This is a genomic window from Actinomyces sp. oral taxon 897 (genome assembly GCF_002999235.1).
GTDB lineage: Bacteria > Actinomycetota > Actinomycetes > Actinomycetales > Actinomycetaceae > Actinomyces.
Genome location: NZ_CP027236.1, coordinates 1,229,137 through 1,242,376, shown reverse-complemented (window position 1 = coordinate 1,242,376; position 13,240 = coordinate 1,229,137). Strand labels below are relative to the sequence as shown.

Annotated in this window: 9 protein-coding genes and 1 other RNA gene; 5 read left to right on the top strand and 5 right to left on the bottom strand. The window is 72.1% G+C overall.

All coding sequences use genetic code 11. The annotated features are described in order from the left end of the window. The first annotated feature begins 6 nt into the window (after positions 1 to 6). Together smpB and ssrA are read left to right on the top strand one after the other, a co-directional pair. Positions 7 to 537, top strand: coding sequence for an SsrA-binding protein SmpB (smpB, locus tag C3V41_RS04995; protein WP_106109348.1), 531 nt, complete (start codon positions 7 to 9; stop codon positions 535 to 537). Positions 538 to 615: 78 nt separating this feature from the next. Continuing rightward, positions 616 to 986, top strand: a transfer-messenger RNA (tmRNA) gene (ssrA, locus tag C3V41_RS04990). Positions 987 to 1,211: 225 nt separating this feature from the next. Here the strand turns inward: ssrA and C3V41_RS04985 are convergent. The 3 genes from C3V41_RS04985 to C3V41_RS04975 all read right to left on the bottom strand — a co-directional run bounded on the left by C3V41_RS04985 (position 1,212) and on the right by C3V41_RS04975 (position 5,449). Further along, the gene (locus C3V41_RS04985; RefSeq protein ID WP_106110678.1) at positions 1,212 to 2,051 is read right to left on the bottom strand and encodes a Sir2 family NAD-dependent protein deacetylase; all 840 of its coding nucleotides are present in this window, start codon (positions 2,049 to 2,051) and stop codon (positions 1,212 to 1,214) included. A 130-nt stretch (positions 2,052 to 2,181) separates the two neighbouring features. After that, on the bottom strand, positions 2,182 to 2,712 hold the full coding sequence (locus C3V41_RS04980; RefSeq protein ID WP_106109347.1) for a methylated-DNA--[protein]-cysteine S-methyltransferase: 531 nt from the start codon (positions 2,710 to 2,712) through the stop codon (positions 2,182 to 2,184). 10 nt (positions 2,713 to 2,722) lie between these two features. Then, positions 2,723 to 5,449 carry a DEAD/DEAH box helicase gene (locus C3V41_RS04975; RefSeq protein WP_106109346.1) on the bottom strand — a complete coding sequence of 909 codons (2,727 nt, stop codon included), beginning with the start codon at positions 5,447 to 5,449 and terminating at the stop codon, positions 2,723 to 2,725. Between the two features lie 1,173 nt (positions 5,450 to 6,622). Here C3V41_RS04975 and C3V41_RS04970 point away from each other — a divergent pair. The 3 genes from C3V41_RS04970 (at position 6,623) to C3V41_RS04960 (ending at position 11,035) form a co-directional block, all read left to right on the top strand. Continuing rightward, positions 6,623 to 8,125, top strand: coding sequence for an alanine/glycine:cation symporter family protein (locus tag C3V41_RS04970; RefSeq protein ID WP_106109345.1), 1,503 nt, complete (start codon positions 6,623 to 6,625; stop codon positions 8,123 to 8,125). A gap of 185 nt (positions 8,126 to 8,310) precedes the next feature. Then, complete coding sequence (locus tag C3V41_RS04965) at positions 8,311 to 9,900, top strand: alanine/glycine:cation symporter family protein (protein ID WP_441299718.1); 1,590 nt, start codon at positions 8,311 to 8,313, stop codon at positions 9,898 to 9,900. Between the two features lie 301 nt (positions 9,901 to 10,201). Further along, complete coding sequence (locus C3V41_RS04960) at positions 10,202 to 11,035, top strand: fumarylacetoacetate hydrolase family protein (RefSeq protein WP_106109344.1); 834 nt, start codon at positions 10,202 to 10,204, stop codon at positions 11,033 to 11,035. 220 nt (positions 11,036 to 11,255) lie between these two features. Here the strand turns inward: C3V41_RS04960 and C3V41_RS04955 are convergent, their stop codons facing one another. Next, a complete protein-coding gene (locus C3V41_RS04955) occupies positions 11,256 to 12,473 on the bottom strand; it encodes a MalY/PatB family protein (RefSeq protein ID WP_254423687.1) in 1,218 nt (405 codons plus the stop codon). Positions 12,474 to 12,499: 26 nt separating this feature from the next. Beyond that, positions 12,500 to 13,198 (bottom strand): hypothetical protein, encoded by a 699-nt coding sequence (locus C3V41_RS04950; protein ID WP_106109343.1) that lies wholly within the window; start codon positions 13,196 to 13,198, stop codon positions 12,500 to 12,502. Positions 13,199 to 13,240: the final 42 nt, after the last annotated feature.

Here is a 13,240-nt window from a genome sequence, read left to right as displayed (position 1 = left end):
ACGCTCGTGCCCAGCAGGCCCAGCAGGCCCAGGAAGCCGACGGCGGGGGAGCGCGCGAAGGCCGCCTCCGACGCCCACAAGACGGTCGCGCGCAACCGCAAGGCGACCCACGACTACTTTATCGAGGACCGCTACGAGGCGGGACTGGTCCTGACCGGCACCGAGGTCAAGGCGCTGCGCATGGGCCGGGCCTCCCTGACCGAGGCGTGGATCGAGATCGACCGTCACGGTGAGGCCTGGCTCCAGGGCGCGCACATCCCCGAGTACCTCCAGGGCACGTGGAACAACCACTCCCCCCGGCGCAAGCGCAAGCTCCTGCTCCACCGCGCCCAGCTGGAGCGGCTGGCGCAGCGGGTGAGCGCCAAGGGCTACACGGTGGTGCCCCTGGAGCTGTACTTCCTGGGGGGCCGGGCCAAGATCGAGATCGCCCTGGCCCGTGGCAAGCAGGACTGGGACAAGCGCCAGTCCCTGCGCGAGGCCCAGGACAGGCGGGAGGCCGCCCGTGCCATGGCCTGGGCCAACCGGCGTCGAGGATGAGACCTATCTCACTTGACGGACGGTAGGCGTTTTCTTATAATCTGTAGTGGCTGGTTTCGGCTGGCTGACAACTCCACAGGGGATGATCGGTTTCGACGACGGTCGTGGGTTCAGGAGAAGCGGGTCGAGGATGCACAGTCATCTCGTCAACGCTCTGTGCGAACCAATAGGTGCCGATAACACTCGCACCGACTTCGCCCTCGCCGCCTGAGCGAGCCTCGAAGTCCGTCAGCCCGGGGAGCGCTTCCGCCCCGGTTCCTGGCGTCATCCAGGGAGCCACTGCCACGTCGCCCTGTCGACGGGTGACGTGGGACTCCTAGTCGGCTGAGCCCGTCGGCGTCCTTGTCCGCGTGAGACGCCGGGGCTGAGAAAATCGCTAGCGGACTGCACCCGGAGAAGTCCTGTTGCACCACCGTCGGACGGGGGTTCGATTCCCCCCATCTCCACCACTCCACACGGTCCCAACGAGAACCCCCGCCACGGGGGCGTGCGTGGAACGCACGCGGGACGTGTGGATGCCGGCGGCCCAGTGGCCGCCAGTCCGCGGTGTCCGCGGGCACGGCAACCCGTTCCCCCGTGCCCGCGACCCGCTCTTCCCCCCTCCTGCCTCGCCCCCCGTCCTGGGGCCACCGCGTGGCAGGCCGCGGGCGTCCGCACGGCACGGGGGCTCTGCGTCAGTGCGCCAGGTCCCGGGCGAGGCCACCCAGCACCTGAGAGGCGCCGCCCTCTATGCGCAGGTCGGCGACGTCGTCGACCATGGTGGGACCGCGGTTGATGACTGCCAGCGCCGCGCCGCACCCTACGGCCTGGCGCACCACCCACATGCCGGTGGACACCACCAGGCTGGTGCCCACCACGAGGACGACGTCACAGTGCCGGGCAGCCTCAAGGGACTGCCCCAGGGCCTCGGGGAGCCCCTCGCCGAAGAAGACAATGTCGGGCTTGAGCAGGCCGCCGCAGGTCTCGCAGTTGACGGCCCGGAAGCCGCACCCCTCGGCGGCGGCCCGGTCGGCCTGAGGGGTGATGGCGACCTGGGCGGGGTCGGTCTCACGGGGGTAGTCAGGGTTGAGCTGGCTCAGACGCCTGTCCAGGGCGGCGCGCGGGGTCAGGGCGCCGCAGGACAGGCACACGACACGGTCGTAGGCGCCGTGGAGCTCGTAGACGGTGCGCTGCCCGGCGCGGGAGTGGAGGCGGTCCACGTTCTGGGTGGACACGCCGGTGACCAGGCCGACGTCCTCCAGGCGGGCCAGGGCGCGGTGCGCGGGGGTGGGGGTCAGGGGCTCCAGGAGCCGCCACGTGGCGTGGTTGCGAGCCCAGACCCAGCGGTACCAGACGGGGTCGGTCACGAACTGCTCGTAGTCCACCGGGGCCACGGGGGTGGTGCCCACGCCCCGGTAGTCGGGGATCCCGGCGTCGGTGGAGACGCCCGCCCCGGTCACCACCAGGGTGCGCGCCCCGCGCACGACCTCGGCAAGGCGCCTCGTGGCGGGGTCCGGCTCGGTGTGGGTGCTCATACCCCAGGTGTACACCACCCACGACGCGCGAGTAGGGGCGCGGGTCCTGACGGAGTGGCTCAGGGCCCGACACCACCCACGACGCGGGTAGGAGGACTGACGCAGTAGGTGCAGGACGGGGGCGAGGGCGTTAGGGGAGGATGACGCCCTCGTGGGCCAGGAGCGCGGCCTTACGCCATACCCCGCCGGCGTAGCCGGTCAGGGACCCGTCGGAGGCGACCACCCGGTGGCAGGGGACAATGACCGACAGGGGGTTGTGACCCACCGCCCCGCCCACGGCCTGGGCGGACATGGTCGGCCGCCCCAGCCGGGCGGCCGCCTGCCGGGCCAGCTCCCGGTAGGTCAGGGTGGTGCCGTAGGGGATCGTCTCAAGCAGGCTCCACACCAGCTGGCGGAAGGCGGTCCCCTCTGCCAGCAGCGGCAGCTGCGTGGGGCGGGGGCGCTCACCGGCCACGTAGCGTTCCAGCCAGGTGACGGCGTCGCGCAGGACCGGGTGGTCCGGTGCGGGGACGAGCGGGCCCCGTAGGGTGGACAGGGCGTGGGCCTGCCCCTTGAACCAGGCGCCGACGAGGACGCCCTGAGGCCCCTGGTCCCGGGCGGCCAGGGTGATGTCGCCCCAGGGCGAGGTGTAGACGGTGCTCCAGGTGGTCGGGATCTCCATAACGGGCCCCTCAGCTCTGCGGGCCCACGCCCAGCAGCCGCAGGACCGCCTCGTCCTCCTTGTCCGAGGCGACCAGGTCCACCAGGAAGGTCAGGCGCCAGTCGTGGTCGCCCTCGGGGTCCTCGATAATCTGCGTGGCCAGCCACACCGGGCGCCCGGAGGCCTCCAGGGCCTCACGCAGCCGCTCACTGACCCCGGCGGCGGCCAGGGCCGTCTCGTCCGGGTCCTCCTCCAGGGGCGCCAGCGCCGCGCTCCGGGCCGCCTGGTCGGTGCCGATCCAGTCGTACTCCTCCCAGTAGCGTCCCAGGACCTCGTCCCAGCGCCCCTGGTCCCAGCCCGAGCTGGCGTCCAGGCGCGCCAGGCCCGCCACGTCGTCGAGGTCCATGAGCTCGACGTGGCGGAACATGGCCCTGCGCACGGCCACCCGGAAGGCGTGCCGGTTGCGGGTGAAGGCCACGTGGCCGGTGGCGTCGGCCCCGAAGGCCCGCTCCGCCCCCGTTGAGTCGTCAGCCCCGGGCCGGTCTCCTCCCCCCGGCCGGTCCCCGCCCAGCAGCGCGGCGCCCTCCTCGGCCCGCCCGTCCTGGGCGGCACCAAGGGCCTCCCACTCGTCCAGCAGGGAGGAGTCCACAGCGCGCACCAGTGCCCCCAGCCAGTCAATGAGCTCGACCACCTCCGGCGTGCGGTGCTCCTCGGGCACCACCTGGCGCAGCGCCCGGTAGGCGTCGGTGAGGTAGCGCAGCACCACGCCCTCGCTGCGTCCCAGCTCGTAGCGGGAGACCAGGTCGGAGAAGGTCATGGCGTTCTCCACCATCTCGCGCACCACGGACTTGGGTGCCAGCTCGAACTCCGCCACCCAGGGGTTGGCCTGCCGGTACGTCTCCAGGGCCGGGGCCAGCAGCTCAGCCAGCGGCCGGGGCCAGGTGACCTCCTCCAGGGCCTCCATGCGCTCGTCGTAGTCCATGCCCTGGGCCTTCATGGCGGCCACCGCCTCGCCACGGGCGGCCCGCTGCTGGGCGTACAGCAGCGGGCGCGGATCGTCCAGCGTGGCCTCGACCACGCTGACCACGTCCAGGGTGTGCTCGGGGGAGTCCACGCCCAGCAGGTCCATGGCGGCCAGGGCGAAGGGGGCCAGGGGCTGGTTGAGGGCGAAGTCCCCGGGCAGGTCCACGGCCAGGCGCAGGCGGGGGCGCCCGTCTGCGGCGGCCACCGCGCTGCTCACGTGCTCCAGGACCCCGGCGGTGCGCAGCGAGCGGTAGATGTCCAGGGCACGACGCACGTGGTGGCGGCGCTGCACCTGGGTGGACGGGACACGGGCCAGGAGGGCCGCCATGGCCTCCACCGGGTTGCCGGGCCGCTCCATGAGGTTGAGGACCATAGTGGTGGTGACCTGGAACTGGCTGGTCAGGGTCTCGGGGGTGGCGTCACGCAGGCGCAGATAGGTCTTGTCGGTCCAGTTCACCCGCCCCTCGGGGGCCTTCTTGCGCACGATCCTGCGGCGCTTGCGCTCGTCGTCACCCGCCCTGGCCAGGGCCTTGGCGTTCTCAATGACGTGCTCGGGGGCCTGGACGACGACGTAGCCGCGGGTGTCGAAGCCCGCGCGCCCGGCCCGCCCGGCGATCTGGTGGAACTCCCGGGCCGTCAGGTGGCGCTCCCGGGCGCCGTCGAACTTGACCAGGGAGGTGAGGACCACGGTGCGGATGGGCACGTTAATGCCCACCCCCAGGGTGTCCGTGCCGCAGATGACCGCCAGCAGGCCCTCGCGTGCCAGCCTCTCCACCAGGCGCCGGTAGCGCGGCAGCATGCCGGCGTGGTGCACCCCGATGCCTGCGCGCAGCAGCCGCGAGAGCGTGGCCCCGAACCCGGCGCCGAAGCGGAAGCCCCCCAGGGCCGCCACGATCGCCCGCTTGCGTGAGGCCAGCCCCAGGTCCACGCTGAGCAGGGAGGTGGCCCGCTCCACCGCCTCCTTCTGGGAGAAGTGGACCACGTAGACGGGGGCCTTGTCCTGGGCCACCAGGCGGGTCAGGAGGTCGCCAATGGCCTCCACCGAGTACTCCATCTCCAGGGGCACCGGGCGCACGGCGTCGTCCACGACGGCGACCTCGCGGCCGGTGCGCGCCTGAAGGTCCTTGACGAACCAGCTGACGTCCCCCAGGGTGGCCGACATCAGCACCATCTGGGCCTGGGGGAGCTCGAGGTAGGGCACCTGCCAGGCCCACCCCCGCTGGGGGTCGGCGTAGTAGTGGAACTCGTCCATGACCACGGTGTCCACGTCCAGCCCCTCGCCCTCGCGCAGGGACTGGTTGGCCAGGATCTCCGCGGTGCAGCAGATAATGGGGGCGAGGGCGTTAATGGAGGTGTCCCCGGTGACCATGCCCACGTTGCTGGCCCCGAACAGGCGTACCAGCTCAAAGAACTTCTCGCTCACCAGGGCCTTGAGGGGGGCCGTGTAGTAGGAGCGCCCCCCGCGGGCCAGGGAGGCGGTGTGGGCGGCCAGGGCGATCATGGACTTGCCCGACCCGGTGGGGGTGGCGGCAATGACGTGGCGGCCCTCCAGGATGTGGCCCAGGGCCTCGTCCTGGTGGGGGTAGAGGGGCCGGCCGGTCTCCTCGGCCCAGGTGCTAAAGGCCAGGTAGACGTCCTCCGGGGCGGGGACATGCTCGGGGTCCGAGGCGGGGATGAGGGAGTCCAGGAGCGCGTTGAGGGCCGGGACGTGGGCCGAGGAGCCGGAGGGAGCCATGGCCTCATGCTCTCACGACCGGGGCCGGGCTCCCTTGCTGGCTCATCCCGGTGGTCTTACCGGTTCACGTTCTCGCGACCGGAGCCGGGCCCTCCGACCGCCTACCGCGGCGGGTGCGCTCTGCGTACCTGCTCAGAGCAGTTCCCGGCCTCTGTAGCGCGGGCGGGATAAAGGGCCACATCCTGCGCCCGCAGGACGACGTCTCCCTGTGTAGTGCGGGCTGGATGCCCAACTGGTTGGGGGTCTCCGGGGTGCAGTGACCGGTGCCTTCCGTTGCTGGGTCTGGGCGGTCTTGGGCGGGCCGTCAGCCGGTCCGGTGGCGGCAGGCCGCGTCGCGGCGGCTGTCCGGGGATGCGGCGGTCCTCCTGTCTCCTGGTGGAGTGGGCCGGTGCGGCGTCCAGGGGAACATTTTGCGCAGAGGGTAACCGATTGCGCAGAAGGTGACCTGGATTCGTTACCTTCTGCGCAAGACGTCACCCTGCGCACAAAATGTCCCGCCCTGCGCAGGACGTCCCCGCACGCCGCCCTCTGGGCGGTCTGCCGTCTGTCTGCCGACCCGGTTTCGTGCGCGTGTCGCAATCTGAGGATCAGAACGAGGGCCACCTTTGGCCGCGCCAAGTCCCAGGCCCCTGACCTGCGTGGACATTGGATGCACAAAGGTGAGAACGGGGTGGGGTCGGCTCTGATCCTCAGATTGCGACAGAACCGTCCGCCCAGCACTGCCAGGGCCGCGCATAAGCGCCGCGTATAGCCTCCTCCCGGGGCGAGACAGGCCACCTCGGCTTTGTCCATTCGCCCCTGCCGCCCTCCCCCCGGAGCGGGGCAGGCCACCTGTTGCGACCAGGGCCATCCGCGCGCCAGCTCCTCCCCACCCGGGCCGGTGGCGTGCCAGAGGCACAGGCTGGCACTCACCCGCACGGCTGGACCGGTGTGCTCAGTGAGCACCCGGCTGCGCCCGAGTCGGGCCAGGCCCCTGAGGCGGCTACCTGACGGCACCAGGGTGCGCCCGGTCGGTGCCCGGGGCCGGCAGTGACGTGGCGACCCCGCCCGGGCCCAGCCGGTGCCCAGAATACGGTCAGGTGAGCAGGGTGCCCCGGTCCGTGCGACTATGTACCAGCCCCTGACCACCGCCGGGAGGGCGCACGGACCGGCAGCAGCGGAGATTGAGAGCAGATGAGCACAGAAACGACCCCCACCGGGCTCAAGGAGATCGGGGACGCGCTCAACCAGGTCGACGACGTCTTCTACACCTACGTCCTGGCGGCGCTCCTCATTGCGGTGGGCCTCTACCTGACCGTGCGCACCCGCGGCGTCCAGATCCGCCACCTGGGCACCATGCTCACCTCCCTGACCCTCTCGCGCCGGGGGGCCGACGGCGGTATCTCCTCCTTCCAGGCCTTCGCCATCGGTCTGGCCGCGCGCGTGGGCATCGGCAACGTGGCCGGCGTCGCCCTGGCGGTGGTGGCCGGCGGCCCCGGGGCGCTGTTCTGGATGTGGGTCGTGGCCCTCATCGGCATGGCCACCAGCTTCGTGGAGTCCACCCTGGCGCAGATCTTCAAGGAGCGCGGCCGTGACTTCACCTACCGCGGGGGACCGGCCTACTACATGAAGAACGGGCTCGGCTCACGCGCCTGGGGCCGGGTCTTCGCGCTCCTGTTCATCGTGGCCGTGGGGGTGACCGTGGTCATGGTCCAGACCAACACCCTGGCCGAGGTCGTGGGCGCCACCGTGTCCTCGGTGCGGCCCTGGATGGTAGGGGTCTTCCTGGTCATGCTCACCGCCCCGGTGGTCCTGGGCGGGCTGAGGTCCGTGGCCCGGGTCACGGAGTGGATGGCCCCGGTCATGGCCGTGGTCTACGTGCTGGTGGCCCTCCTCGTCCTGCTGACCCACCTCGGCCAGGTCCCCACCGTCCTCAGCCAGGTCGTCCGCGGGGCCTTCGGCGCCGACCAGGCCCTGTACGGCACCGCCGGGGGCGTGGTGGCCGCCGTCCTCAACGGCCTGCGCCGCGGCCTGTTCTCCAACGAGGCGGGCCTGGGCACCGTCCCCAACGCGGCCGGCACCGCCACCACCCGCCACCCGGTGCGCCAGGGGCTCATCCAGTCCTTCGGCGTCTTCATCGACACCATGCTGGTGTGTACCGCCACCGGCCTGCTCATCCTCCTGGCCACCGGCACCTACCACCCCGGTGACAAGCGGGCCCGGGGCGCGGTGCTCACCCAGCAGGCCGTCGCGGAGCACCTGGGGGGCTGGACCACCTGGCCCATGGTGGTCCTCATCTTCGTCCTGGTCTTCTCCACCGTCCTGGGCTGCTACTCCTACGCCCAGGTCAACGTCAACTTCCTGGGCGGCGAGCGCCGCGGTGAGCAGGTCCTGGGGGTGGTCCTGACGGCGGCGAGCTTCGGCGGCTGCATGCTCTCCCTGCCCGTGGTCTGGGCCCTGAGCGACATCGCCCTGGGGCTGCTGGGTATTGTCAACCTGGTCGTCATCGTGCGCCTGACGCCGTGGGCCGTGGGTGCCCTGAAGGACTTCGAGGCCCAGAGCGCCGTCGGCGTGGAGCCGGTCTTCGTGGGGCACGGCAACCCCTACCTGCCCGGGGACGTGGTGCCCGGGATCTGGGAGGCCGACGACGCCGTCCGCCTGACCGCCGACCCCCTGGCGCGCGGGACGCAGGACTGAGCCGCCTCGCACGACCGACAGCCCACAGGACCTTTACGCGAGCGAAACATCCGGGCACCTACGGTGGGGGAGTCCCTACCGGCGTCGTACGGCCCCGGACCGGTTCGCGCGCCCTCGGCCCCCCGGGTCCGTGCCCGGCGCGGTCCTGGGCCTGCGACCTGGTCCTATCGCACCCAGGAGGCCATGTGCACCCCGGATCCCTGACGTCACCCCTCATTGCGCCCGCTGCCAACGACGACCTGCTCACCCGTGCCACCGCCCTGCTGGGCGACGTCGGCGACAGGTTCTACGGCGGGCTGCTGGCCTGGCTGCTCATAGCCGCCGGCGTCTACTTCACCGTACGCACCCGCGGCGTCCAGGTGCGCCACCTGCGTAACATGCTCGTGACCATCCTGGGCTCGCGCGGCGGGTCCCGGGAGGGCATATCGTCCTTCCAGGCCTTCGCCGTGGGCATTGCCTCGCGCGTGGGCACAGGCAACATTATCGGCGTGGCCATTGCCATCACCATGGGCGGGCCCGGGGCCGTGTTCTGGATGTGGGTCGTGGCGCTGCTGGGCATGGCCACCGGGTTCGTGGAGTCCACCCTGGCCCAGCTCTACAAGGTCCCCGCCGGTGACGGCTCCTTCCGGGGCGGGCCCGCCTACTACATCTCCCGCGGCCTGGGCTCCCGGACCTGGGCCGGGATCTTCGCCGTCGTCATCACCTTCGTCTTCGGCTTTGCCTACGAGGCCACCCAGGCCAACGCCATCTCCTCCATCCTCTACGACACCTACAAGATGCCCAAGTGGGTCACCGCCGTGGGCCTGCTGGTCCTGACCGCCCCCATTATCTTCAAGGGCATCCGCCGGGTGGCGCGCATAGCCGAGTGGGTGGCCCCGCTCATGGCGCTGGCGTACGCGCTGCTGGCCCTGGCCGTGCTGGCCGTGCAGGTCGAGCGCATCCCCGAGGCCCTGGCGCAGATCTTCCAGGGCGCCTTCGGTCTCAAGTCCGCCTTCTACGGTATTGGCGGCGGCCTCTACGCAGCCGTGCTCAACGGCGTCAAGCGGGGGCTGTTCTCCAACGAGGCCGGTGAGGGGTCGGTGCCCAACGTCGCCGCCACCGCCACCACCTCCCACCCGGTCAACCAGGGCTTTATCCAGTCCATGGGCGTGTTCGTGGACACGATCATCGTGTGCACCGCCACCGCCCTCATTGTGCTGCTCTCCGGGGTCTACGACCCGGTGCGGGCCCTGTCCAGCCCCGAGGCCGCCGCGGCCGCCAAGGCCGCCGCCTCGTCACTGACCTCCGACTCGGTGGCCAGCGTCCTGGGCCCGTGGGCCTCCACCCTCATGGTGCTGATCGTCTTCGTCTTCGCCTACTCCTCGCTGCTGGGCAACTTCACCTACGCCGAGATCAACGTGGACTTCCTGCGCGGCAGCAACAAGGACCACACCTGGCTGCGCTTTATGATCCTGGTAGCCACGGCCGTGGGCTCCATGGCCTCGCTGAACTTCGTGTGGAACCTCTCCGACATTGCCATGGGCCTCATGGCGATCATTAATATCGTGGCCATTACCCTGCTGGGTAAGTGGGCCCTGGGGGCACTGCGCGACTGGGAGGCCCAGAACCGGGCCGTGCGCGCCGGCCTGCAGGACGAGATCGTGTTCGTGTCCACCGCCAACCCCTGCATGCCCGGTGAGCTCCCCGGGGACGTGTGGAGCCTCGACGGCGCCGCCCACGCCGGGGCCCCGGCAGTCCGCGAGGTGGTCGCCGAGGGCGCCGAGGTCGTCAGGTAGCCCTCCGGCCGCCCCGCCACCGGCCCTGTCCGCGACTGCCGGCGCCAGTGGCAGGGTGTGCCAGTGATCCTGATCCCGGGGTGCGCCAGTGATCCCACGGGCGCGCCGGTGGGGCCGCGGCGGCGTGGCGTGGGTCCGGAGCTGTGGGAGGCGCCGGTGGCGGGGCACCGGTGGGTCCGCGAGCGCCAGCGGGTCCGCGGGTGCCGGTACCCCGCGGCGTGGTCCCGCCTCACCGCGAGAGGCGCGCGTCGCACCGTGTCAGGACCCGGGGACGGAGCCTGACGGGGCTAGGGTGACGGCCATGAAGATCGCACGTTTCACCACGGGGGACGAGCCCCGCTACGGCATCGTCCAGGGCCTGCCCGCGGACGAGGCGGCCCCCACCGGGGAGTCGGAGGGCTACCTCCTGGTGCTCAAGGGTGACCCCCTCTTCTCCGTGCCCAAGGCCACCGGCGAGGTCGTGCCGCTGAAGGAGGCCCGGCTCCTGTCCCCGGTCATCCCCCGCTCCAAGGTGGTGGGCGTGGGCGGGAACTACGCCGCCCACGCCAGGGGGACGGGTGCGACGGCGTCGGGCCGGGACGAGCTCCCTACCCTCTTCCTCAAGCCCAACACCTCGGTCATCGGCCCCGACGTCCCGATCGTCCTGCCTCCCTGGAGCGATGAGGTCTACTACGAGGCCGAGCTCGCCGTCGTCGTACGGACCCTGGCCAAGGACGTCCCCACCGAGCGGGCGGCCTCCGTCGTCCTGGGCTACACGGTGGCCAACGACGTCTCCGCCCGCGACCGCCAGCCCGGCGAGACCCAGTGGGTGCGGGCCAAGGCCTTCGACACCGCCTGCCCCCTGGGCCCCTGGATCGAGATCCCCGAGCGGGGGGCGGCCGGCGCCTTCGACCCCGCTGACGCCGTGGTGCGCACCCGCCTGGACGGGACGCTGGTCCAGCAGGGGAGCACCAGCGACATGGTCCGGGGCGTGCCCGAGCTCATTGCCTACATCTCCAGCGTCTTCACCCTCCTGCCCGGGGACGTCATCCTGACCGGCACCCCCGCGGGCGCGGGGCAGATCCGCCCCGGACAGCGGGTGGAGGTCTGCGTGGAGGGGGTCGGCGCCTTCTCCAACCCCGTGGTGCGGCGCTAGGGCGGCCCGGGCCCTCGCGGGCGCTACTCCCAGTGGCCCAGGGCCGGGTCCGCCACCTGCCGGAGGCGTAGAAGGCGGCCCCGGACCGGGTCGAGGTCGATGGTGCCGCCCGCGCTGAGGCGGCCTCGGGCGCTCGCGGGCGCTGGTCCCGGTGGTCCTGGGCGGGCTGAGGTCCGTGGCCCTGGTGGTCCGACCCTGCTCCCAGTGGCCCGGGGCCGGTTCAGCCCAGGTCCGCCACCGCCTGGGCAATACGGGCGGTGGCCTGCGCGGCCACGCCCCGGCCCATGGCCAGGTTGAGGCGGCAGAAGCGCTCGTACCCCGCCCCGAAGGCGGCGCCGTCGTTCATGGCCACGCCCGCGCCCAGGAGGTAGCGTGCCGGCGATCCGGCCGCCTCCAGGGCGGCGCCCTCCAGCCCCGAGCAGTCCAGCCAGGCCAGGTAGGAGCCGCTGGGCACCGTCAGCTCCAGGCCCGGCACCTGCTCCAGGTCGTGCGCCACCTGCCCGGCGGTGCCCCACAGGTAGGCGCGCACGGTCTCCAGCCAGCCCAGCCCCCGGCGCAGGGCGGCGACGGCGGCCTGGACGCCCAGGAGGGTCGCCTCGTGGGAGAGCCACCGGCTGGGTCCGTCGGCGTCCCAGGCTGCCCTGCCCGGCCCGGTGGCAATGAGCTGGGCGCAGCGCAGGCCGGGGACGTTGAAGGCCTTGGAGACCGAGGTGGCCGTGAAGGTCAGGGCCGGGTCCGCCCCGGGACGGCAGGCGTAGGGGGTGTGGGTGGCACCCGGGTCGATCACCAGCATGGCGTGGATCTCGTCGGCGAAGACCGGCACCCCGTAGCGGGCCGAGAGCGCGGCGACGGCGTCGAGCTCGGAAAGGGACAGGACGCGGCCCACCGGGTTCCACGGGTTGCACAGGACCAGCAGGCCCCCGCCGCTGGCCATGGCGGCCTCAATACCCTCCAGGTCCAGCTCCCAGGTGGGGTGCCCGCAGGCGTCACGGCCCCGTAGCGCACGCACCTGGAGGCAGTCGCGGCCCACTACCCCGGGGATGGACAGGAAGGGCATGTAGGCGGGCGTGGGCACGATGACGGGCGAGCCCGGCCGGGTGTGCCGGGTAATGAGCGTCATGAGGACCGACAGCACGTCAGGGGCCAGGGAGACGTCCGGTTCGGCCACCTCCCAGCCGAAGGCCTGCTGCTGGTAGCGGGCCACCTCCTGGCGGACGGCCCGGGCCAGGTGGTCGGGGGTGTAGCCCAGGGAGGCGTCCTGGACGGCGCGCTGGAGGACCTCGGTGACGGCGGGGGCGGTCCCCAGGTCCATCTCCGCCACCCACGCCCCGATCGCCTCGGGGTAGCGCACCCACTTCAGGCTGCCGCGTGCGCGCATGACCTCCGGGGTCAGGGCGTCCCAGGAGGCGGTCAGGGCGTGGGCGGCGGAGGCGGTCACCCCCGCAGTCTAGGCACCGCGGGGCCTCAGCCGTCCATGTCCGCCGGACCGGGGTCGTTCAGGGCGGTGCCCTTCATGAGCGTCTCCAGCTCCGTGGCGGAGTAGGCGCCGGCGGGGCAGGCGTACATGACCCGCATGAGCACCGGCACGTGCGTGGTGGTGAAGACCCGCAGGTACATGGTGCCCCGGTAGTCCTGCTGGTCGGCGCCGGTGTAGGTCCACTCCAGGTGCCTGGTCTCAATGGCGTTGCCCGCCCCGTTCTTAACGGCGGTGAGGTCGTCCTGCGCGGGGCTGAAGGAGACGTTGGTGACCTTGGAGCCCTCGTAGGAGTGGGTGGTCTTCTCGGCCTGGAGGTCGGTCTCCTCGCGGTCGGTACGGCCGCTGGTCTGGTAGGCGTCCTGGGAGGTGGTGAACAGGCACCCGACGGCGTTGCCCAGCTGGTTCTTGCCGTCCTGGTCCATGGTCCTGACGCTCCACCCGGGCACGTCCGTGGGGACGCTCCAGTACGGGGCGCCGTCGACGTCCCCCGGGGGCCGGGTGCTGGCGGCCGGGCTGGAGGAGGTCGGTGCGGGGGCAGGGGAGGGGGAGGCGGCCGAGGGCTCCTGGCTGCCGCAGGCGGTCAGGGTGGGCAGCGCCAGCGCCAGGCTGAGGCCGGCGGCCAGGGCGAGCCTGCGGGCGGGTCGGGACGGGCGGGGACCGGGGGACGGGCGTGGGGTCGGGGACATGGCTACCTCCGGGATCGGACTGGCAGGTGGTCGAGGTCGGCG